Raw genomic sequence first — 22,369 nt, 5'->3', positions numbered from 1 at the left:
CCCGGCCGCCGCACGCCGCAGGGGCGCCCCGGCGCGCCGACGGGATGAGGAATGCATGCCTCCGGTGGAGCCTCTAGGGTGCGGATCATGGCAGACAGCGCGGCGCGACCGGGCAGGCCGGGGGCCGGCGGGGAACCCGGCACCCCGAAGGGCTCCGACCCCGCGGACGCGGGCACGGGCGGGTCCGGAGCGGACGGCCCGGGGGCGTCGGGGGGCGGGGCGGACGGGTTCGGGGCGGGGGGATCCGGAGCGTCGGGGTCCGGAGTGAACGGGTCCGGGGCGTCGGGACCAGGCGGTTCCGGTTCGGACGAGGCTCCGGGTGCGCCGTCCGGTTCGGACCGGGCCGCGGGCGGTTCGGCGTCCGGTTCGGACGGGGCCGCGGGCGGTTCGGCGTCCGGCGCGGACGGGGACGGCCCGGCGTCCGGCGCGGACGGGGACGGCCCGGCGCCCGGCGCGGGAGGGGACGGCCCGGCTTCCGGTTCCGGCGGGACCCCGCAGGACGCGGCGTCCGGCTCCGTCCCTGACCCCCACCGGTGGAAGGCGCTCGCCGTCTGCCTCGTCGCGGGGTTCATGACGCTGCTGGACGTCTCCATCGTCAACGTCGCGCTGCCCTCGATCCGCGAAGGGCTCCACACCCCCGAGTCCGACCTCCAATGGGTGCTGTCCGGCTACGCCCTCGCCTTCGGCCTCTTCCTCGTCCCGGCCGGCCGACTGGGTGACGCGCGCGGGCGGCGGGTGGTCTTCATGGTCGGCCTCGCCCTGTTCACCCTGGCCTCGGCCGCCTGCGGCGCCGCCCAGTCGAGCCTCTGGCTGGTCGTCGCCCGACTGGTCCAGGGCGCGGCGGGCGCGCTGATCTCCCCGCAGATCTCCGCCCTCATCCAGCAGATGTTCTCCGGCCGGGAACGCGGCCGGGCGTTCGGCATGTTCGGCACCGTCGTCGGCATCTCCACCGCCGTCGGCCCGCTCCTCGGCGGCCTGCTCATCCAGGTCGCGGGCGCGGCGGAAGGCTGGCGCTGGGTGTTCTACGTCAACCTGCCGCTCGGCATCGTCTGCCTGCTGCTGGCCCGCAAACTGCTGCCGGACACCCCGTCGGCGGGCCGCGTCCGGCCGCGCGACCTCGATCCCTTCGGCGTCCTGCTGCTGGGCGCGGGCGTACTGGCGCTGCTGCTGCCGTTCGTCCAGTCCCAGCAGTGGCCGGGCACCCGGAAGTGGCTGCTCCTGCCGGTCGCCGCGGTGCTGCTGGTCGCCTTCGTCCTGTGGGAGCGCCGCTGCACCGGGGGACGGGTGCAGCCGCTGCTGGACCTCTCGCTGTTCCGGCTGCACTCGTACGTGCTCGGGTGCCTGCTCATCCTGCTCTACTTCGCCGGGTTCACCTCGATCTTCTTCGTCACCACCCTCTACCTCCAGTCCGGCGAGGAGTACAGCGCGCTGCAGGCGGGCCTCGCCATCACCCCGTTCGCCCTCGGCTCCGGCGCGGCGGCCGGGCTGGGCGGCAAACTCGTGGGGCGGTTCGGCCGGCCGCTGGTCGTCGTCGGACTCGCCATGGTGGCCGTGGGACTGGCCGGTACCGCCTTCGCCGTGCACCAGGTGCCCGGCCACAACGCGGGCTGGGCGATGGCGGCGCCGCTGCTGCTGGCCGGGATCGGCAGCGGCCTGGTCATCGCGCCCAACCAGACGCTCACCCTGGCCGACGTGCCGGTCGCGCACGGCGGCGCGGCCGGCGGCACTCTGCAGACCGGCCAGCGCGTCGGCTCGGCCATCGGTATCGCCGCCGTCGGATCGGTCTTCTTCGCCCAGGTCGGCCCGGAGGGCTGGTCCACCGGGTACGACCACGGGCTCATCGTCTCGGTCGCCTTCGTCGTCGCCTCCCTCCTGGTGGCGGTCGCGGACGTGATCACGGGACGCCGGGGCAGAAGGCGTACGGCGGACGGAACGGGCACGCCCGGGACCACGACCAGCGGGAGGAGCACGACATGACGGACGACGACGCCAACCGGCGGAGCGAAGGCGAAGGCGAGGGCGGCGGCGTAAGCGCGGACGGCGGCCGGGAGGGCAACGCCTCGTACGGCCACAAGCCGTTCAAGCGGTCCCGCAGCCACTTCGCCGACCGCGTCACCGCCGACGGCCGCGACGGGTGGCCGGTCGCAGCCAGCCGCTACCGCCTCGCCGTCAGCCGCGCCTGCCCCTGGGCGAGCCGCGCGCTGGTCTCCCGCCGTCTCCTCGGCCTGGAGGAGGCCCTGCCGGTGGCCGTCGCCGACCCGATCCAGGACGAGCGCAGCTGGCGCTTCACCCTCGACGAGGGCGGCCGGGACCCGGTGCTCGGCATCCGCTACCTCAGCGAGGCGTACGACGCGCGGGAGACCGGCTATCCGGGCGGCGTCAGCGTCCCCGCGGTGATCGACGTGGCGTCCGGCGTCCTCGTCACCAACGACTACCAGCAGCTCACCCTCGACCTCGCCACCGAGTGGACCGCATTGCACCGCCCCGGCGCTCCCGACCTCTACCCCGAGCGGCTCCGGGACGAGATCGACGAGGTGATGGAGGGCATCTACCGGGACGTCAACAACGGGGTCTACCGGGCCGGGTTCGCGGACACCCAGGAGACGTACGAGGCCGCCTTCCGCGCCCTGTTCGCGCGCCTCGACCAGCTCTCCGCCCGGCTCGCCGACCGCCGCTACCTCGTCGGGGACACCCTGACCGAAGCCGACATCCGGCTCTTCACCACGCTCGTACGCTTCGACGCCGTCTACCACGGCCACTTCAAGTGCAACCGGAACAAGCTCACCGAGGACCCGGTGCTGTGGGCGTACGCCCGCGACCTTTACCAGACCCCGGGGTTCGGCGACACGGTCGACTTCGACCACATCAAGCGGCACTACTACCAGGTCCACACCGGCATCAACCCGACCGGCATCGTCCCCCTCGGCCCCGACCTCTCCGGCTGGCTCACCCCGCACCACCGCGAGCAACTCGGCGGACGGCCCTTCGGGGACGGCACCCCGCCCGGCCCGGTCCCGGACGCCGAACGGATCCCGCCCGGCCACCGGCCGTGACCGTCCAGCCTTGTTGGTGCGCCGACCGTTCCCGCTAGGTGACCCGCGGCGGCGGGGGCGGGTTGCCGGAGGCCAGCGGGGACCGGGCCAGTTGCACGCAGCCGACCGCGATCAGCCCGACCGCCACCGCCTCCGGCACCAGCCACCAGCCGGTGCGCAGGTGCTCGCCGAAGAGCGTGACGCCGTACAGGATGCTGATCAGCGCGTCGCCGAGGGTCAGCATCGGCTGGACGGCGACCAGACTCCCCGCCTGCAACGCGTTCTGCAGCAGGAACAGCGCGCCGACGCCCGCCGCCGCGGTCCCGTACAGCTGCCAGGCGGTGAAGAGCTGGGCGATCCCGCCGTCGCCCTCCAGCCGGGCCATCGCGTCCTTCATCAGCGCGGCCGTGAGCGCGTAACCGCAGGCGGCCGCCAGCCCGAGCAGCGCCGCCCGCGGATCGCGCCGGGTGCTCAGCGCCGCGCCGATCAGCACCGCCTCGAAGAGCGCGGTGGCCAGCAGCGCGGGGATCCAGGCCGTGCCGGACACGGTGTCGTGTCCGCCCTCCGGTGCGGCCGACGCCATGCCGAGGGCCAGCCCGCAGGTCACCATGGCCACCGCGAACCAGATGGGGCGCGGCACCCGCGCGTGCATCACGAACCCCGCCAGCAGCAGCGTCGCGGGCAGCTCGATGACGAAGATCGGCTGGACCACCGCGATCGGCCCGGTGGCCAGCGCCACCGCCTGGCAGACCGCCGCCACGATCACCAGACCGATGCCCGCGATCCACACCCGTTGACGCAGCAGATGCCCGAACAGGGACAGCCGCATCGACGCGGAATCGGGCACGGAACTCGCCGCGCGTCGCTGCAGAACCGATGCGGCGCCGTTGCTGAGCGCGGTCAGGACGGCGAACAGGACACTGATCACCCGCACATCATGGGGGGCGACCGTGTCCGGAACGGGGGAGGACGCCACCGCCGGGAATGTCGGATCCGTCCCTCGGGTGGTCGATGCCGCACCCGGCCCGGCATCGGCGCCGGGCTCTTCGGGCGGGCCCGGTGGAACGCCGGGGGAGTGGGCGCCCCGCGGCGTAGCGTGCTGCCCATGGCAGCAGCGAAGAAGACACCGCCCCACACGCGCGCCTCCGGGGCAGCCCACCCCGCCGTCCTGTCGGCGCGGGAGCTCAACCGGGCCACGCTCGACCGCCAACTGCTGCTGCGCCGATCCACACTGACGGCCGAGCGGGCCGTCGCGCACCTGGTCGGGCTACAGGCGCAGAACACCCGGCCCCCGTACTTCCAGCTCTTCGCGCGGCTCGCCGGATTCGCCCCCTCGGACCTCTCCGCGCTGATGGAGTCCCGTGCGGTGGTCCGGACCGTCACCCTCCGGTCCACCCTCCACACCCACACCGCGGAGGACGCCCTCACCCTGCGGCCCCTGGTGCAGCCCGCCCGCGAACGCGAGCTGCATCTCTTCCGCAAGGGGCTCGTCGGGGTGGACACCGCCCGGCTGGCCCGGATCGCCCAGGAGCTCGTGGAGGAACGTCCGCGTACGGTGAGGGAGTTGAGGCAGGCTCTGCTCGAAGAGTGGCCCGGAGCCGACCCGCTCGCGCTCACCGTGGCGGCCCGCTGCCTGCTGCCGCTCGTCCAGGTGACCCCACGCGGGCTGTGGGACCGCAGTGGTCAGGTCGCGCTGACCACCGCCGGGCACTGGCTCGGCCGCACCGCGCCCGCCCCGCTCTCCCCGGACGCGCTGGTGCTGCGCTACCTCGCCGCGTTCGGGCCCGCCTCCGTACGGGACCTGCAGACCTGGGCCGGGCTGACCATGATGCGCGAGGTGTTCGACCGGCTGCGGCCGCGGCTGCTCACCTTCAGGGACGAGAACGGCACCGAACTCTTCGACCTGCCCGACGCACCCCGCCCCGGCCCCGACGTCCCCGCCCCGCCGCGCTTCCTGCCGGAGTTCGACAACGTGCTGCTCGGCCACGCCGACCGCACGCGGGTGATCCCGGCCGTCCACCACGGCCGCAACGGCAAGGGCAACCAGGCGTACGGCACCGTACTGGTGGACGGCTTCCTCGCCGCCGTGTGGCGGTTGGAACGGGGCAAGGGGCGCGGCGGAGCCGCCGTCGTGACCGTGCAGCCGTTCGAGCCGCTCCGGCCGGCGGACCGGGACGCGGTGACGGCGGAGGCGGCGCACTTGCTGGACGTGATGACGGACGCGGACGAGCACGACGTCCGGTTCGGGCACGTGGTCGACTTCGACGGTTAGCGAAAGGATCCGCGTGAGTGGAATCGGCCGGTGGCTACGCCTGCTCTTCCGTCCAGAGTGCACCGGTGAAGTGACCTTTCGTCCACTGCACCTGCGTCGGCCGAAAGCCGGTTCCTTCGCGAAAGTACTGTTCTACCACCGAGCGAATGACAGGCAGTGGCAGCACGCTGGTGCGATCGAAGAAGGTTGGGCATCCTGGTTCGGAGACCACTTCGGGGTCGACATCCGGTGGGGATGGATTCAGGGGCACCCAGGCGCTGTAGGCTACATCGTGGCCGAATTCCGCAGAAATATGGCGAGCAAGCGGTCCGTCGCAGTACCAGATCAACCCCCCGTACCCTGACGTAGGGTCAATTCCGATCGTAAGAACATTGTCTGGCGCCGAATCCCTGGCTGTGTCGAAAATGACATCGTCGACGACCTGAAAAACCGCAACGGCGTCGAGCCTGTCGCGTTCGGCAAAGAATGCGTCGAGATATGTGCGGACTTCGCTTTCCCGTCTCAGGATCAGCGGCTTCTGTTCCAGAACCTTGATAGCCATTAAGGTCTCGCTCCTCATGGGATGTGCCGTCAGGTGCGGTCCCCCGGCGGTCGGATTCCGGGCGTACCGTGGCCCGGAAGCGCAGCGCCAGGATCGTAGTTGACGAAGAGGTTGGGGCACCGGCATCCGCAACCACCCGCCGGTCACAGGCCCGTACGGGCTGGGTGGAGCCGGGTGTCATCGCTGAGGTCGAACACGGCCCAGGCGGTGAAGGGTTGCCTGGACTCTGCCGTAAGCGTGGGCGAATGAAGATCAGGACCGGGCATCCAGACCGTCGAGCGGGCGTACGAGATCCATGCGGAGCGTCGTGCCGGCCACCTCGACATGACCCGGCCGCCCGCGGCGCCGACCTGGGTCAACTACAGCGCCCAGCCTCCGCCGCGTCCGGTACGACCCAGCACGGCGCGGAAACGCTCCCGTCCCGCCGTCACGCTGGCCTCCCATAGGCCGGCGGCGTCACCGGACGCCGAGCAGGACTGGAGCCGCTGCTCCTCGGCGCCGAAGCCTGCCCCCGTGAGGTTCTGGTCCAGCATCCCCATCGCGGTGAGCGCCACGTGGCCGCAAGCCACTGCGTCACGGGCATCCCCGGTGTCGTTGGCCGACAGCGCGTGCCGCAGGACGAGGGCACCGAAGAAGGCGTACGTGTCAGCGACGTCGGTGATCCCCTCGTCGCTCGGCTGAAGTTCGGGGAAGCGCTCCAGCACGCCCACTCGCTCAGCGTCGGCCAGCGGCTGGCCGGTATGCCAGAGGTCGCCTACGGACCGCACGCAGAAATCCAGGTCGGCCTCCCGCCCGGGCGCCCCCGCCCGCAGGCCTGTGAACAGCGGCACCATGCGCTCTGCGCAGGCTGCGACGTACAGACGGATCACCTCGCCGCCACTGTTGCGCAGTGTCTCCGCGACAGCCCTCTCCACCAGCGTTTGCATTCGCCACCCGCTTTTTCCGTCAGCCCGCAACGGGCCTGCTTCGATCGTGCGCTTGCCCACGTGCGTGCCACCCCTTTGACCCAGACATCGTCGCACTACCCTGGCTGAGCGGCCTCCGCTCCCGGTGCGGACATCAACGAAAGCCGGATGTGCTGGTCTCGCCCTGCGGGCCTTCTCCGCGGATGATGCGCACGACGCTTCAGACCCGACTCCCGTCAGCGTCGATTCCGGTGGCCGAGGCGCGGGTTCGTGTGCCCAGGGCACCGGCCTCCTGCCAGTGGGGCTGCGGCTGGAAGTGCGACTGATGTGCCGGGGCCTGCCGGGCACGGCTCAGGGCAGCAGCCCCGCGCGGCGGGCCGCGACCACCGCCTCCAGCCGGGTGTGCGCGCCCAGCTTCCGCATCGCCGCGCGCAGGTACCCCTTCACCGTCTCCGGGCGCAGCCCCAACTGCCCGGCGGCCGACGCGTTGGTGGCGCCGGCCGCCACGCACGCGATCACGTCCACCTCGCGGGGCGCGAGCCGTACCCGGCGGTCCTGCCGGACCGGCGCGCCCGAGGCCGAGGCGAGCCGCCCGCACACCGCCAGAAGCTCGGCCCGCAGCCCCGGGTCCGACACCCGGGGAGCCAGCGCCCGCAGCGCGAGGTGCGCCTCGCGCACGTCCTCCCAGGCGCCGGGGGCCACCTCCGGCGCGGTCACCCGCTCGCGGGCCGACAACAGCAGCTCCCGCACCCGGTCGCGCACCGCGAGCGCCTGCTCCACGTCCCTGGCCGCCGCCGTCGCGGCGTCGAAGGCACGGTCGCCCAGCGTCAGTGGCTCACGCAGCGCCCCGTACAGCACACCCTGCACCTGACGCCCCACCACCACCGGCACCGCGAGCACCGAGCGCAGGCCCTCGGCCGCGACCGCGGTGTCGTACTCGTGGCTGATGTGGCGGGCGGAGGCGTAGTCGGTGACCGCGCAGGGCCGGGACAGCGCGATGGACTTCCCTCCGAGACCGCTTCCGGCCGAGACGACCAGCCCGCGCAGTGCACCGGTACGGGCCCCGCTCAACTCGGCGATCGTCGCGTGCCGGGGATCGGACAGCAGCCCCCCGAACACCACGGGGAGGCCGCTGGTACGGCGCAGCCGCAGCAGCGCGGACTGCATCTCGCCCGCCTCGGCCGCTTCCGCCACGGTGAACGCCCTCCCCACCCGGTCCACGAGCCTCCCCCGTGCGGGGGAGGCGTACCCCCCGTTCGGGGGTGGTGAGACCGGGGTCACTGTTTACATGATGTTAAACGACCGGGACCGGTCCGCAATGAGGAGGGCACATGTCGGCGACGAGCGCGACGGAGACGTTCCGGGCCGCCCGGGACTTCCTGCTGGAACACCGCGAGGACTACGGGACGGCGTACGAGGGGTTCCGCTGGCCGCGCCCCGCGCACTTCAACTGGGCCCTCGACTGGTTCGACGTGATCGCGCGGGACAACGACCGCGTCGCGCTGCACATCGTGGAGGAGGACGGCGGGCGCACCGAGATCTCCTTCGCGGAGATGAGCACCCGCTCCCACCGCGCCGCCAACTGGCTCGCCGCGCAGGGCGTCCGCGAGGGCGACCGCATCCTGGTGATGCTGGGCAACCAGGCCGAGCTGTGGGAGACGGCACTCGCGGCCATGAAGCTGCGTGCGGTCCTCATCCCCTGCACCCCGCTGCTCGGCCCCCTCGACCTGCGCGACCGGGTGGAGCGCGGCCGGGTGCGGCACGTCCTGGTGCGCTCCGACGGCACCGCCAAGTTCGACGCGGTCCCCGGCGACTACACCCGGATCGCGGTCGGCGAACCGGTCGAAGGCTGGCTGGACTACGCCGACGCCGCGACCGCCGCCGACACCTTCGCGCCGGACCGGGAGACCGACGCGGACGAACCGCTGATGCTCTACTTCACCTCCGGCACGACCGCCAGCCCCAAGCTGGTCGAGCACACCCATGTGTCGTACCCCGTGGGCCACTTGGCGACGATGTACTGGATCGGCCTCAAGCCCGGCGACGTCCACCTGAACATCTCCTCGCCCGGCTGGGCGAAGCACGCCTGGTCCAACCTCTTCGCGCCGTGGAACGCCGAGGCCACCGTCTTCATCTTCAACTACGAGCGGTTCGACGCGGCCCGGCTGATGGCGGAGATGGACCGCTCCGGCATCACCAGCTTCTGCGCCCCGCCGACGGTGTGGCGCATGCTGATCCAGGCCGACATCTCGACGCTGAAGACCCCACCGCGCGAGGTCGTCGCGGCGGGCGAGCCGCTGAACCCCGAGGTCATCGAGACCGTGCGGCGCGCCTGGGGCGTCACCGTCCGGGACGGCTTCGGGCAGACGGAGACCGCCGTCCAGGTCGCCAACTCGCCCGGCCAGTTGCTGAAGGCCGGCTCGATGGGCCGTCCCACGCCGGGATACCAGGTCGTCCTGCTCGACCCGGTGTCCGGTGAACCCGGCGTCCGCGAGGGCGAGATCGCCCTCGACCTGACCGACGCCCCGGCCGGTCTGATGACCGGCTACCACGGCGACCCGGAGCGCACCGCCGAGGCGATGGCGGGCGGGTACTACCGCACCGGCGACATCGGCGCGCGGGACGACGACGGCTACCTCACCTACGTGGGCCGCAGCGACGACGTCTTCAAGTCCTCCGACTACAAGATCTCCCCGTTCGAGCTGGAGAGCGCGCTGCTGGAGCACGAGGCGGTCGCCGAGGCCGCGGTGGTCCCCTCGCCGGACCCGGTGCGGCTGTCGGTGCCGAAGGCGTACATCGTGCTGGCCAAGGGCTGGGAGCCCGGCCCGGACACCGCGAAGGCCCTCTTCGAGCACTCCCGTGCCGTGCTCGCGCCCTACAAGCGGCTCCGGGTGCTGGAGTTCGCCGAACTGCCGAAGACGATCTCCGGCAAGATCCGCCGCATCGAACTGCGCGAGCGGACCCTGCGGGGGGCAGAGGCAGGGGTAGGGGCAGGGGAAGGGGCCGAGTACCGCGAGGCGGACCTGCGCTGAGCGACGGTCCGCCCGTCCGCCCCGCGTGTCCGGGTGGGGGGCGGACCCGGCCGCCGTACGCCCGCGGGGCGCGGCGGCCCCCGAAGAGCGAGTCGTCGTGCCCACACCGTGAAGGGGACTGTGATGAGCCAACCATCGTACGCGCACGGCACCGGAACCACCCCGCTGCTGGGCGACACCATCGGGCGCAACCTCGACCGGGCGGTCGAGGCCCACGCGGACCGCGAGGCGTTGGTGGACGTCGCCTCCGGACGGCGCTGGACCTATGCCGAGTTCGGCGCGGACGTGGCCGAGTTGGCGCGGGCCCTGATGGCGGCCGGTGTCGCACGGGGCGACCGGGTCGGCATCTGGGCGGTCAACTGCCCGGAATGGGTCCTGGTGCAGTACGCCACCGCCCGCATCGGCGCGATCATGGTCAACATCAACCCGGCTTACCGCGCCCACGAGCTGGAGTTCGTGCTCGGGCAGGCCGGCATCACGATGCTGATCTCGTCCCTCGCCCACCGCACCAGCGACTACCGCGCCCTGGTGGAGCAGGTGCGCGGCCGCTGCCCCGCCCTGCGCTCCGTGCACTACATCGGCGACCGGAGCTGGGACGAACTCGTCGCGGGGGCCGGGGCGGTGACCGGGGACCGGCTCGCGTCCCGCGAGGCCGAGCTCTCCTGCGACGACCCGATCAACATCCAGTACACCTCGGGGACGACGGGCTTCCCCAAGGGGGCGACCCTCTCCCACCACAACATCCTCAACAACGGCTATTTCGTGGGCGAGACGATCGCCTACACCGAGCAGGACCGGGTCTGCGTCCCCGTCCCCTTCTACCACTGCTTCGGCATGGTGATGGGCAACCTCGCCATCACCTCGCACGGCGGCTGCATCGTGATCCCCGCCCCCGCGTTCGACCCGGTCGCCACCCTGACCGCCGTCCAGCAGGAGCGCTGCACCTCGCTCTACGGGGTGCCGACGATGTTCATCGCCGAGCTCGACCACCCCGACTTCGCCGGCTTCGACCTGTCCACCCTGCGCACCGGGATCATGGCCGGGTCGCCGTGCCCGGTCGAGGTGATGAAGCGGGTGGTCGCCGAGATGCACATGGCCGAGGTGTCGATCTGCTACGGCATGACGGAGACCTCGCCCGTGTCCGTCCAGACCCGCCGCGACGACGACCTGGAGCGGCGCACCGGCACGGTGGGCCGGGCCCTGCCGCACATCGAGGTGAAGGTGGTCGACCCGCTGACCGGGGTGACGCTGGAGAGGGGCGAGCCCGGCGAACTGTGCACCCGCGGCTACAGCGTGATGCTCGGATACTGGGAGCAGCCCGACCGCACCGCCGAGGTCGTCGACGCCGGCCGCTGGATGCACACCGGCGACCTGGCGGTGATGCGCGAGGACGGTTACGTCCAGATCGTCGGCCGCATCAAGGACATGATCATCCGGGGTGGGGAGAACATCTACCCGCGCGAGATCGAGGAGTTCCTTTACACCCACCCGAAGATCGCGGACGTCCAGGTCGTCGGAGTCCCCGACGCCCGGTACGGCGAGGAGATCCTCGCCTGCGTCATTCCCCGTGACCCCGCCGACCCGCCGACCCTGGACGAGCTCACCGCCTTCTGCCGCGACCGCCTCGCCCACTACAAGACCCCGCGCCGGCTCCAGGTGCTGGAGACCTTCCCGATGACGGTGAGCGGCAAGGTCCGGAAGGTGGAACTGCGCGAGACCTACGGGGGGTGAGGGGCGCGGATGCGTGAAGGGCGCGCGACCTGCGGTCGTGCGCCCTTGACGCTCCGGGGGCGGCGCCCCGGGGACGAACTCGAATCGCGCCCCGAAGTGATCTTCGGGCTTTCACGGCCGGTCTCCGACGCTGATCCGGAGGCCCGGACAAGGAATCGTCGCCCACGGAACAGCTTTGACGACCACCGTTGAGCGGCGACGGGTACCGGTTCCACCGAAGCGGCGTGGTGGCACACGATGCGTCACGCCGGCGGGGCGCCTGTGGCGGGCGGTGGACGCCCGCAGCCCGGGGTTCGGCCCCCTCGTACGCGACGGATCTCGACGTGCGGGTCCGTCGTCACCCGTACGCGACACACCGGCGATTCGTGATCCGGGCGGTCGGCCGTTCGTGGTGCACACGATCCGTGCCCCATCCCGACGCGGGACTCCGACGACGACGCACGCGCGCCGGTGGTACCGAGGTGGACTGCCCGGTGCAACAGCCGCAGTGCTCAACCACCCGGTACGACACGGAAGCCCGTTTGCTCCACTGGCGCCTTTTCTAACGAAAATTCCGTTCCGTCCACCTTTCTTGTCCAATCCATGGACGGTCATAAGGGATGCGTTGACGCCCTCAAAGTGATTCGTATACTGAGCGAGCCCATTCGGGCAGTTTTAGTGGACGTGGCGGGATGGGTGGTTCCTGATGGGCTCGGAGCGGGGCGGCGACTTCAGTCGGCGGAGGATGCTGCGTTTCGCAGGAGCGGGGATGGGGCTGCTCGCCGCGTCGGGCGTACTGGCGGCGTGTGCGCCGCAGCGTCCCGCGTCCGGCGAGGGCACCTCCGGAGCGGGTTCCGCCGAGGCGCGCGGCACCGATGCCGTGATCGACCGGCTCACGCTCGCCCTGCCCTCCTCGATATCCACCCTCGACGTGGGGCGCGAATCGGGGGTGCTCAACTACCTGGTCGCCGTCCTCGCCCAGGAGTCGCTGCTGTCCGTCAGCCCGTCGGGTGAGCTGGGGCCGGGGCTCGCCGCCTCCTGGAAGCAGCCCGACGCGCGGACGTACGTCTACACCCTGCGCAAGGGGGTCGTGTTCTCGGACGGCACCCCGCTCACCGCCGACGACGTGGTCGCCTCCATCGACGCGGTGCGCGACCCCGATTCCGGCTCGTCCCTCTCCTACGCCTACGCCGGTGTCGAATCGGTGAAGGCGACCGGCGACGAAGAGGTGACCATCCGGCTCTCGGCGCCCGACGCGATGTTCCTGTGGACCACGACCGCCGGGGGCCTCCTCGTCTCCAGCCGGGCCTTCCTCGCCAGGAACAAGGGGAAGGTCGGGACGTCGCGGACCCTGCTGCTGGGAACCGGCCCCTACCGGGTCACCGGCTTCGCCGCCGACGACCATGTGCTGCTGGAACGCAACGACGCCTGGTGGGGGGAGAAGCCCGCGGTGCGGAGCCTCAAGCTCTCCTTCGTGCCCGACGCCGGCACCCGGCTCGTGGCCATGAAGTCCAAGGCCGTGGACGGCGCCCTCAACCTCGCCTCGGACGAGGCCCGCACCTGGGAGTCGGCCGCCCGCGTCACCTACACCGGCGACCGGTCCGTCGTCTCCCTGGCCTTCGACACCGCACGCGCCCCCTTCGACGACCCGCACGTACGACGGGCGTTCGCCCACGCCGCCGACCGCGCGGGCATGGTCGACGGCATCCTGCACGGCAAGGCGGAAGTCGCCGACGCCCTGCCGTCCCCGGAGATGTGGGGGGACCTCCTCCCCGCGTCCGAGGTGCGCAGCGGATACGACGCGCTCCCCGCGCTCCCCTTCGACCTGGACGCGGCGCGCGCGGAGCTGTCCAAGTCCGCCTCGAGGAACGGTTTCACGGCGGAACTCCACTACCCGGGCAGCGGACCGCAGCTCGGCAAGGCGGCGCTCGCGCTCGCCGCCTCGCTGAAGAAGATCGGCATCACGCTGAACGTCAAGGAGATCACCCTGGAGCAGTGGGTGGCCGAGCTCGGCTCCGGCAAGCAGCCGCTCCAGTTCCTGTGGTACTTCCCCGTCACCGGCGACCCGGCCGAGCTCGCCGACCCGTATCTCAACGCGGCGGCGACCGCGACGAACATCGCGCACTACGACGACGCCACCGTCAACTCCGCGCTCTACACGGCGAAGAAGTCCACCGACCCCGCCGAACGCGGCCGGCTGCTCATGAAGACCGTCACGGAGGCGGCGGCCGACCTGCCCTACCTCCCGCTCTGGTGGGCCCGGACAGCGACCGCCCTGTCGAAGGAGTACGTCCTGCTCGAACAGGGGCCGTACGCGTTCATCGGCCCCTGGGCCACCCGCATCCGCAAGGCCGCCTGACACCCGCCGGGCACGGGCGCCGGGCACACCTGTCGGGCGGCGGGCCCGCCGCCCGTACCGGCCGCCACCGCCACCGCACCACCACGATCGGAGACCCATGACCGCCACCGTCGCGCCCCCGCAACGGCCCGCCGCATGCGCCGTGCTGCGGACCCGCGAGGCCATGCTGCGGCTGACGCATCCGGTGGAGGCCCGCATCAGTCCCGACGGGCGTACGGTCGCGGTCACCGCCGCCGGTCCTGAGCGGACCGGCCTCGTCCTGGCCCCCGTGCCGGAGCACCTGTGCGGTGCCACGACGGCTGGGCCGGACCGGGACGAGCCCCGGCGGGGCCTGCCCGACGACAGTGACGGGGCAGCCCGGCACAGCCCCCGCTGGCTGCCGGACTCCCGCACGCTGCTGCACGTGGTCGAGCCGGCCGGGGCCGGGCACCCGGTGCTCGCCGCCCTCGACATCCGGACCGGGGACGTCCGCACGGTCGCCGTCGCACCCGGTGCGGTGGAGGAACTCCTCGTTTCCGACGACGGACTGCGGGCGCTGCTGCTGTGCGCGGAGGACGGAGCGGAGCGCGACGGGATGAACCTCGGGCTGCCGGTGCGCCTCGGCGAGTCCCCGTCCCCGGAGCGGTTCGCCGCCGGTCGCGGCCGGCGGTCGGTGTGGACCGTCGACTTGGCGGACGGCACGCTCCGCGCGGCGGGACCCGCCGGTCCGACCGTCTGGAACGTCGCCTGGCGAGGCGGGGACACGGCCGTAGCCACCGTCTCCGACGACCCGCTGCCCGCCGGTTACTACGACGCCCGGTTCGTCGCCCTCGACCTCGCGGCCCGTACCGCGCGCACCCTCTACACGCCGGACGGTCAACTGGCCGCTCCCGCGCTCTCGGCGGACGGCCGGTTCGCGGCGGTCTGCGAGGGCATCTCCATCGTGGCCGGCCGGCCCGTGCTGGTGGACCTGACCACCGGCGACACCCGGACGTGCGCGGACGTCGAGGACGCCACCTGGCTCGGGTTCGACGATTCGGCCGCGCCCGGCACCCTCTGGTACGCCGGCTGGGACGGCACCGGATCGCGGGTCGGCCGCGCCGGGACGCGGCTGTGGTCGGACGCGGTGACGCTGCTCGGGGCGGGGTTCCAGCCCACGCTGTCGCTCGACGCGCCGGGCGGCCTCGCCGCGACGGTGCTGGACGCGCCGGGCCGCGCCCCCGAGGCGGTCGTGGCCCCTACCGAAGGGCCGGACGCCTGGAACTGGACCCCGGTCACCTCGCTGAACGCGGACGCACCCGCCTGGCCGACGCGGACCACGGAGACCGTCTGGCACTCCGCCGACGGCCGCCCGATCCACGGCCTGCTGCTCCACCCCACGGACGGCGCCACCCCCTCCGGCAACACCGCCCCCCTCGGAAACACCGCGCCCAACGCCACCCCTTCGGGCAACGCCGCCGCTCACGTCGCACCCGTACCCCGGCCGCTCGCCGTGCTCGTGCACGGCGGGCCCGCCTGGCTCTGGTCGTCCTCGTACGCGCCCGGGGACGTACTGGGGCTCGCCCCCGCGCTGGCCGCCGCCGGGTACCTCGTCCTGCTGCCCAACCCCCGCGGCAGCACCGGCCGGGGCAGGGAGTACGCGCGGGCCGTCGTCGGGGACGTCGGCAGCGGCGACCTGGACGACGTGCTCTCGGGCGTCCGCCACCTCGTCGGGCTGGGCCTCGCCGACCCGGCGCGCACCGCGGTGCTCGGCCACAGCTACGGCGGACACCTTGCCGCGCTCGCCGCCGCGCGGACCGACGTGTTCGCCGCCGCCGTGGTGGCGTCCGCGCCCACCGACTGGCTCAGCTTCACCCACACCAGCAACATCGGCGGCGGCTACGACCGCACCTACCGCATCGGCGATCCCGCCGCCGGGCCCGCCGGACTGCTGCCGCGGTCCGCCGTGTTCGCCCGGGGCGGCAGCGGCACCCCGACCCTGCTCGTGCACGGCGCGGAGGACCGGGTCACCCCGGTCGGTCAGGCCCACGAACTCCATCGCTCGTTGCTGCGGGCGGGCCGGGCCCCCTCGGAACTGCTGGTGTACCCCGGCGAGGGCCACGAGTTCACCGACCCCGGCCACCTCCTCGACGTCGCCACGCGTGTCGAGGCATGGCTGCACACCCACCTGGACCCGGCCGCCGCCGCACGGCCGGCCGCCTGCGGGTCCCTCCCAGCCGCCGCACCGGGCGGGCGGTCCCCCGCCGCCCAACCCGGTGCGGCTTCCCCGGCCGTGCCGGAGGACGACTTCCCCCGGTCGCACTCCGGCACGGCCACCCCCGCATCCGGCACGGATACCGCCTCGCCCCGGACGCCACGTGCCGCGTCCCGTCCGACGGATGCCCCCTCCGGCACACCCGGTACGGCGTCCGCGGACGCACGGACCGCACCCGCCCCCTCCGCGGAGGAGCACCGATGACCACCCCCACCCGGTTCGCCGCCCGCCTGCGCGCGACGCTGCCCCTCGGCTTCGTGCTGCGCCGGCTCGGCGGAACGGCGGCCCTGCTGGTCGTCCTCTCGGTGGCCGTCTTCGCCCTGCTCCAGGCCGCCCCCGGCGACCCCGCGCAGACCCTGCTCGGTCCGCGCAGCGCGACCCCCGAGGCGCTGGCCGCCGTGCGCGCCCGCCACCATCTCGACAGCCCGCTGGCCGCGCAGTACTGGTACTGGCTCAGCGACGCCGTACGGCTCGACCTCGGCACCTCCATCCGCACCGGCGAGAGCGTCTCCGCCGCCATCGGCGGACGGCTGGCGCTCACCGCCCAACTCGTCGGGCTCGGCCTGGCCGTCGCCCTGTTCCTCGGCATCCCGCTCGGCGTCCTCGCCGGAGTCCGCAGCCGGCGTCCGGTGGACCGGGCGGTGCAGAGCCTGGGCGTGGTGGCGCTCTCCACCCCGGTGTTCGCCGGCGGTCTGCTGCTCATCTACGTGTTCTCGCTGATGCTCGGCTGGTTCCCCGCCTACGGCCCCGGCGAAGGGAGCGGCACGGACCGGCTGGCACATCTGGTGCTTCCCGCCGTCGCCCTGGGGCTGGCCGTCATGGCGGTCCTGCTCAAACTGACCCGCACCGCCGTCGTACGGGAACTGGAGCGCGAGCACGTCACGTTCGCTCGCGCCCGCGGCGTACGGGAACGGGACATCCTGCTCCACTACGTCCTGCGGGGCACGCTGGTCCCGGTCCTGACCGGGGTGAGCCTCGTCGTGGCCTTCCTGCTCGCGGGCACCGTCATGGTGGAACAGGTCTTCGCGCTGCCCGGCCTGGGATCACTGCTCGTGGAGGCGGTGACCTTCCGGGACCTGCCGGTGGTCCAGGCGGAGGCGCTGCTGCTCGCCGCTCTGGTCTGCGTCGCCACCCTCGCCACCGACCTGCTGCTCCCGCTGCTGGACCCCCGGCTGACCGACGCCCCGCCGCCGAAGGCGCCGCGCCCCGGAGCGCCCGCTTCACCGCAGGACCTCACCGGCGACTCCGCGCCGATTCCGTCCGTACAGGGACTCTCCGGGCAGGGCCTCTCCGCGCAGGGGCCCTCCGCCGTCCCGGCGTCCGCCGCCGTCCATGAGGAGGGCCGATGAGCTCCCGCAGACACATCCTCCGCGGGCTTTCGCCCCTGACCGTGGGCAGCGGAGCCGTGGTGGCGCTGTTGGCGCTGGCCGCCGTCGCCGGGCAGTGGGCGATACCGGCCTGGGCCGATCAGGACCTCGCCACCGGGGTCTCCATGCCGGGCGGCGGACACCCGCTCGGCACCGACGAACTGGGCCGCGACGTCCTCAGCCTGGTCGTCGCGGGGGCGCGTTCCACCCTCGTCGGCGCCGCCCTGGTGGCGGTCGGATCGATGGTCATCGGCAATGTGCTGGGCCTGTGGGCCGGGTACCGGGGCGGTCCGGTCGACGTGCTCGTGCGGCGCTGGGCGGATCTGCTGCTGGCGCTCCCCGCTCTGCTCGTCACCCTCGTGGTCGCCGGGATCGGCGGCGGCGGATACGCGCTCGCCGTCGGGGTGCTGGTGGTCCTCACCTCGCCGGCCGACATCCGGCTGGTCAGGTCCGCGGTGCGGGAACAACGGCACCGCGCCTACGTCGAGGCCGCCGAGACGCTCGGACTGTCCCCGTTCACCGTGATGACCCGGCACATCTGGCCCAACGTGCTGCCGGTCGCCCTCGCCAACGCCCTGCTCAACTTCGCCGGGGCGATCGTGGCGCTGAGCTCCCTGTCGTTCCTCGGGCTGGGCGTACCGCCCGGCGCTCCCGACTGGGGACGGATGCTCGCCGAGAACCGCACCCTGCTCTACGACAACCCGTCCGCCGCGCTCGCCCCCGCCGTCCTGGTCATCGTCGCGGCCGTCGCCCTCAACCTCCTCGGCGACCGCATGTCCGAGGCCTTCTCCGACCGTGGGAGGTCATGATGTCCGCCGCCTCCGCGCCCGGCGCCGCGCCGGTGCCCGACGACCTCCTCCCGGCAGACGACCTGCTGGTCGTCGAGGACCTCAAGGTCGCCGCCACCGCCCACCGCGACGGTTCCGTGCCCATCGTCGACGGCGTGTCGCTCCGCGTCGGCCGGGGCGAATGCGTCGGCATCGTGGGGGAGTCGGGCAGCGGCAAGTCACTTGCGATGCGGGCCGTGGCCGGTCTGCTCCCGGCCGGCACCGCCGCCACCGGCGGCACGGTGCGGATCGCGGGCGAGGACGTGCTCGGACTCTCCTCGGCGGACCGGCACGCCCTGCGCGGTCGCCGCGTCACCCTGCTGATGCAGGACCCGTTCACCATGCTCCATCCGCAGCTGACCTGCGGTCGACAGATCGCCGACGGGCTGCGGGAGCGGCACGGCGCCCTGCGTGGCCGCCGTGGTGCGGCGGAGCGGCGCGCCGAGGTGGCGCGGCGACTGGCCGAGGTCGGTCTCGCCCCCGAGGTCGCCGACCGGTACCCGCACGAGCTGTCCGGTGGCATGCGCCAGCGGGTCGCGGCGGCCGCCGCGCTCGCGGGCGACCCCGAACTCCTCATCGCCGACGAGCCGACCACCGCACTCGACGCCGCCAACCAGCAGGCGGTGCTCGACCTGCTGCGCGGCCTCCAACGGGACCGCGGCATGGGGCTCGTGCTGATCAGCCACGACCTGCGGGTCGCCTTCTCCGCCTGCGACCGGGTCTACGTGCTCTACGCCGGTGCGGTACTCGAACACGGGCGTCCAGCCGAGCTGGAAGCGGCGCCCCGCCACCCCTACACGGCCGGGCTGCTGGCGTCGGAGCCGTCGGTGAGGACCCGGTTCGAGGAACTGCCGGCCCTGCCCGGGTCGGTCCCCGCGCCCGGGACCCGTACCGGAGGCTGCCTCTTCGCCGACCGGTGCGCGTACGTGGCTGCCCGGTGCCGGACCACCCCAGCGGTCCTCGGACCCGTGCCGCCGTCGGCCGTCACCGCTCCGGCCGGTGCCGATGCCGACGCCCAGGACGTAGCCGCTGCCGAAGCCGCCGCTGCTGCCGCTGCCAAAGCCCATGCGGGGCCCGGAGCGGGTGCCGGTGGCAGGCTCTCCGCGTGTCTGCGGATCACCGAGATCGCCGCCGCCCTGGCCGGCCCCGGTGACCGCCGGCCCGCCGATCCCGACGCGGTGACCGCCGTACGGTCCGCCGCCCCGGACGCCGACGGTGCGGGCGAGGAACCGGCCCTGGCCGTCACCTCCGTCCACCGCACCTTCCGGTCGCCGGCCGGCGACCATCCCGCGCTGCTCGACGTCAGCCTCACGGTCCCGCGCGGCTCCGTGCTGGCGCTCGTCGGGGAGTCGGGTTCCGGCAAGACGACGCTGGCCCGGATCGCCATCGGCCTGGAGACGTTCGACGAGGGAACGGTGACCACCGGCGGCATCCCGTTGCCGTCAGGCCGCCGTCCCGGCACCGCGGACCGCCGACGGCTGGCCGAGCAGGCGCAGATCGTGTTCCAGGACCCGTACTCCTCGCTCAACCCGGTGCGTTCGGTGGGCACGACGCTGCGGGAGGCACTGGCAGCGCCTGCGGGACGCCGTGCCCGCGACGTCGCGCCCGCCGACGTGGTCGCGCTCCTCACCCAGGTGGGCCTGCCCGCCTCCTACGCCGCCAGGCGGCCCGCCGCCCTCTCCGGCGGGGAACGGCAACGAGTCGCCCTGGCCCGCGCCCTGGCGGCCCGGCCCCGGTTGCTGATCTGTGACGAGGCGGTGGCGGCCCTCGACGTCTCGGTCCAGGCGCAGCTGCTGAACCTGCTGGACCGGCTCCGGCGCAGCGAGGGTTTCGCCGTCCTCTTCATCACCCACGATGTGGCGGTGGTGCGTCAGATCGCCGACCGTGTGGCGGTCATGTACCGGGGACGGATCGTCGAACAGGGCTCTGTGCCCGAGGTGTTCGAGGCGCCGCGACACCCGTGGACCCGGCGCATGCTGGATGCCCTGCCCGACGGGGAACCCGTGCCCGCAGCGGGCTGACGGCCGCAGCCCGCCGGTAGAGTGAGCCGCTGACCTGCGCGATCCGGGGACCCGGCGTCCCGACACACGGCGTCCCGACACATCGTGTCCGATACACCGTGCCCGACACACAGCGAGGAGGAAGGGTGGAGCCACTCACCGCCGCCCTGCCCGCGCCCGCCCGCGAGCAGACCCCGTCGGCCGGCCCGGGGACGGTTCGTTCCGCGCTCGCCGCCAACCTCAACCGCCGTCGGCTGGCGAGGGGATGGAGCCTGCGCGAGCTGTCGGCGGCCTGCGGGGTCAGCAAGGGGCTGCTGTCCCAGATCGAGCGCGCCGAGGCCAACCCCACGGTGGACGTGCTGGTCAGGATCGCCGACGTGCTGGAGACCACGGCCACCGATCTACTCCGCCAGCCGATGCTGCGCCCCGAGATCGTGCGCGCGGCGGACCTGCACGAGCCGGACGACGAGACCTCCGTCAACCTGCTGTTCGCCGGGCGGGGCGAGGGACGGATCGAGATCTACCGGTCACGGCTGCACCCGCACGACCAGAGTCAGGTCAGCTCGCACGGGGCCGGCTCCGTCGAGTACGTCACCGTGGTGTCGGGCAGCGTGACGCTGGTGGTGGACGAGGTGCCGCACCTGCTGGAAGCGGGCGACACCGCGCGCTTCTCCGGGCTCAGCAGCCACTACTACACCACCCAGGACCGCCCTGCGGTCACCCAGACGATGGTCTGCTACCCCGACGACTGACGCCGGAGCCCCGGCGTCCGGAAGACCCGGCGTCCGGGGCCTCGGCATTCCGGCCTGCCGGGACGGATCGTCCGCCCGGCGCGCCGCCCCGCCTCAGGCGGCCTCGACGATGTCGCCGGGGCCGCCCGTGCGTATCGCCGCCGCCCACTCGACGAGCAGGATCTCGTACGCGTCCGACGACCAGTCCTGGCCCGCGGTCGCGTCGACCAGGGCACGGATGGCGTCGTTGGTCTCCGAGGCGGACTTGCCGACCGATGCGGAGGTCTCGGCGGCGGGCCGGACGGTCGTGGAGACGTCCGGTGCCGCGGTGCGGGAAGGGCTCTTCGGGAGGGAGTGACGGGGTGTCAAAGCCATGCGCACAGATTAGCGTTCGCCACTGACAACGGCCGCGGAGATTCTCCGGAGCCCGACTCCCATGGTCGGGTAAAAGTACGTAACGTGCTCATGGAGTCACACTCTGTTGGCGGTAGCGGGCCGGATCTCAAGGCCTGATTTCCGGGGCCGGATCTCCCACGGGCCGCACTTCCGGCAGCCCGGCGCTCAGCGCAGCGCCGCGCGGTCGTCCGCGTGCCCGTCGGCGGCGAGCGGGGCGAGCGCCGGGGGGACGAGGAGCGCGGGGGAGCGGCGCATGCAGACGCGGGGCCAGCGGTCCAGACCGTGTTCGGCCTCTTCGGCTCTGATGTTCCGCAGCCCGTCCCCGAGTTCACGGTCCGGGACGGTCACGAAGCCGAGGCGGGCGTAGTAGGGCTCGTTCCACGGGACCCCGGAGAAGGTCGTCAGGGTCAGCGCAGGGAGGCCGTGACGCTCGGCCCGCGCGCCGAGGTGGTCGATGAGCGCGCGGCCGATGCCCAGACGCGCGTATGCCGGGTCGACCGAGACCTGTTCGATGTGGGCCGCGCCGTCCACCAGGTCCGCCGTCAGGTAGGCGACGGGCCGGTCGTCGGCGCGGCCGGCGGGGCCGGTGGCCACCCAGCAGCGACCCGCCGCGCGGTACCACTCCAGCAGTTCGACGGGGGGCGGGTCGTCGTCCGCGACGGTGTCCATGCCGAGGGCGCGGAACGGCTCTCCGGCGGCGCGCTCGATGTCCTGGATACGGGAGAGCTCGGAGCGTCTGGCCAAGCGGATACGCATGCATCCCAGTATGGCCAGCGCACCCCGAACGCGGAATCGGGCCGGGTGGGCCCGAGGGCGCGGACGCCGGCGGCGCACGACCGTAACGGTGGCGCGGTACGGCGTAACGGCGGCGGTACGACGTGACGGTGGCGGCGGTACGGCGTGACGGTCGCGCACGACCGCTATCGTGCCGCGAACCGCGACCGTGACCCGCGCCCGTGACCGC

The 22,369-nt window shown here is 73.2% G+C and carries 16 protein-coding genes and 1 pseudogene; 11 read left to right on the top strand and 6 right to left on the bottom strand.

The window, feature by feature from the left end:
* Positions 1-519: 519 nt before the first annotated feature.
* Together Q0994_RS26265 and Q0994_RS26260 are read left to right on the top strand one after the other, a co-directional pair.
* A pseudogene (locus Q0994_RS26265) lies at positions 520-1,977 on the top strand (MFS transporter); the annotation flags it as partial.
* Complete coding sequence (locus Q0994_RS26260; RefSeq protein WP_299539006.1) at positions 1,974-3,053, top strand: glutathione S-transferase family protein; 1,080 nt, start codon at positions 1,974-1,976, stop codon at positions 3,051-3,053. The pseudogene Q0994_RS26265 and the gene Q0994_RS26260, both read left to right, overlap by 4 nt.
* 34 nt (positions 3,054-3,087) lie before the next feature.
* On the opposite strand, the gene Q0994_RS26255 is transcribed toward Q0994_RS26260, so the two are convergent.
* A complete protein-coding gene (locus Q0994_RS26255) occupies positions 3,088-3,960 on the bottom strand; it encodes a DMT family transporter (protein WP_299539005.1) in 873 nt (290 codons plus the stop codon).
* Positions 3,961-4,137: 177 nt separating this feature from the next.
* Here Q0994_RS26255 and Q0994_RS26250 point away from each other — a divergent pair, with 177 nt between their 5' ends.
* On the top strand, positions 4,138-5,304 hold the full coding sequence (locus tag Q0994_RS26250) for a winged helix DNA-binding domain-containing protein (protein WP_299539003.1): 1,167 nt from the start codon (positions 4,138-4,140) through the stop codon (positions 5,302-5,304).
* Positions 5,305-5,338: 34 nt separating this feature from the next.
* On the opposite strand, the gene Q0994_RS26245 is transcribed toward Q0994_RS26250, so the two are convergent.
* The 3 genes from Q0994_RS26245 to Q0994_RS26235 all read right to left on the bottom strand — a co-directional run bounded on the left by Q0994_RS26245 (position 5,339) and on the right by Q0994_RS26235 (position 7,944).
* Positions 5,339-5,845, bottom strand: coding sequence for an Imm1 family immunity protein (locus Q0994_RS26245; protein WP_299539000.1), 507 nt, complete (start codon positions 5,843-5,845; stop codon positions 5,339-5,341).
* Positions 5,846-6,204: 359 nt separating this feature from the next.
* Positions 6,205-6,831 (bottom strand): hypothetical protein, encoded by a 627-nt coding sequence (locus Q0994_RS26240; RefSeq protein WP_299538998.1) that lies wholly within the window; start codon positions 6,829-6,831, stop codon positions 6,205-6,207.
* 270 nt (positions 6,832-7,101) lie between these two features.
* A complete protein-coding gene (locus Q0994_RS26235) occupies positions 7,102-7,944 on the bottom strand; it encodes a helix-turn-helix transcriptional regulator (RefSeq protein ID WP_363325578.1) in 843 nt (280 codons plus the stop codon).
* Between the two features lie 137 nt (positions 7,945-8,081).
* On the opposite strand from Q0994_RS26235, the gene Q0994_RS26230 reads away from it, so the two are divergent.
* The 8 genes from Q0994_RS26230 to Q0994_RS26195 all read left to right on the top strand — a co-directional run bounded on the left by Q0994_RS26230 (position 8,082) and on the right by Q0994_RS26195 (position 21,030).
* A complete protein-coding gene (locus Q0994_RS26230) occupies positions 8,082-9,782 on the top strand; it encodes an AMP-binding protein (protein ID WP_299538995.1) in 1,701 nt (566 codons plus the stop codon).
* 123 nt (positions 9,783-9,905) lie between these two features.
* The gene (locus tag Q0994_RS26225) at positions 9,906-11,513 is read left to right on the top strand and encodes an AMP-binding protein (protein ID WP_299538992.1); all 1,608 of its coding nucleotides are present in this window, start codon (positions 9,906-9,908) and stop codon (positions 11,511-11,513) included.
* A 724-nt stretch (positions 11,514-12,237) separates the two neighbouring features.
* Positions 12,238-13,851, top strand: a complete 1,614-nt coding sequence (locus Q0994_RS26220) for an ABC transporter substrate-binding protein (protein ID WP_299538989.1) — start codon at positions 12,238-12,240, stop codon at positions 13,849-13,851.
* Positions 13,852-13,948: 97 nt separating this feature from the next.
* Complete coding sequence (locus Q0994_RS26215) at positions 13,949-16,288, top strand: S9 family peptidase (RefSeq protein WP_299538987.1); 2,340 nt, start codon at positions 13,949-13,951, stop codon at positions 16,286-16,288.
* Positions 16,285-17,433 carry an ABC transporter permease gene (locus Q0994_RS26210; protein WP_299538985.1) on the top strand — a complete coding sequence of 383 codons (1,149 nt, stop codon included), beginning with the start codon at positions 16,285-16,287 and terminating at the stop codon, positions 17,431-17,433. The genes Q0994_RS26215 and Q0994_RS26210 overlap by 4 nt, the downstream gene beginning before the upstream one ends.
* A complete protein-coding gene (locus Q0994_RS26205) occupies positions 17,430-18,260 on the top strand; it encodes an ABC transporter permease (RefSeq protein ID WP_299538983.1) in 831 nt (276 codons plus the stop codon). The genes Q0994_RS26210 and Q0994_RS26205 overlap by 4 nt, the downstream gene beginning before the upstream one ends.
* Positions 18,260-20,299: an ABC transporter ATP-binding protein gene (locus Q0994_RS26200; RefSeq protein ID WP_299538980.1), complete on the top strand. Its 2,040-nt coding sequence runs from the start codon at positions 18,260-18,262 to the stop codon at positions 20,297-20,299. The genes Q0994_RS26205 and Q0994_RS26200 overlap by 1 nt, the downstream gene beginning before the upstream one ends.
* A 125-nt stretch (positions 20,300-20,424) precedes the next feature.
* The gene (locus tag Q0994_RS26195) at positions 20,425-21,030 is read left to right on the top strand and encodes a helix-turn-helix domain-containing protein (protein WP_299538977.1); all 606 of its coding nucleotides are present in this window, start codon (positions 20,425-20,427) and stop codon (positions 21,028-21,030) included.
* 93 nt (positions 21,031-21,123) lie between these two features.
* Here Q0994_RS26195 and Q0994_RS26190 read toward each other — a convergent pair whose 3' ends face one another.
* Together Q0994_RS26190 and Q0994_RS26185 are read right to left on the bottom strand one after the other, a co-directional pair.
* Positions 21,124-21,384 (bottom strand): hypothetical protein, encoded by a 261-nt coding sequence (locus tag Q0994_RS26190; protein WP_299538975.1) that lies wholly within the window; start codon positions 21,382-21,384, stop codon positions 21,124-21,126.
* Positions 21,385-21,570: 186 nt separating this feature from the next.
* Positions 21,571-22,161, bottom strand: a complete 591-nt coding sequence (locus Q0994_RS26185; protein WP_299538972.1) for a GNAT family N-acetyltransferase — start codon at positions 22,159-22,161, stop codon at positions 21,571-21,573.
* Positions 22,162-22,369 lie beyond the last annotated feature (208 nt).

It is taken from the genome of uncultured Streptomyces sp., from assembly GCF_947488945.1.
Classification (GTDB): Bacteria; Actinomycetota; Actinomycetes; order Streptomycetales; family Streptomycetaceae; genus Streptomyces.
Note: the sequence above shows the minus strand (reverse complement) of the source record. Positions and strands in the feature narration are given on the sequence as shown.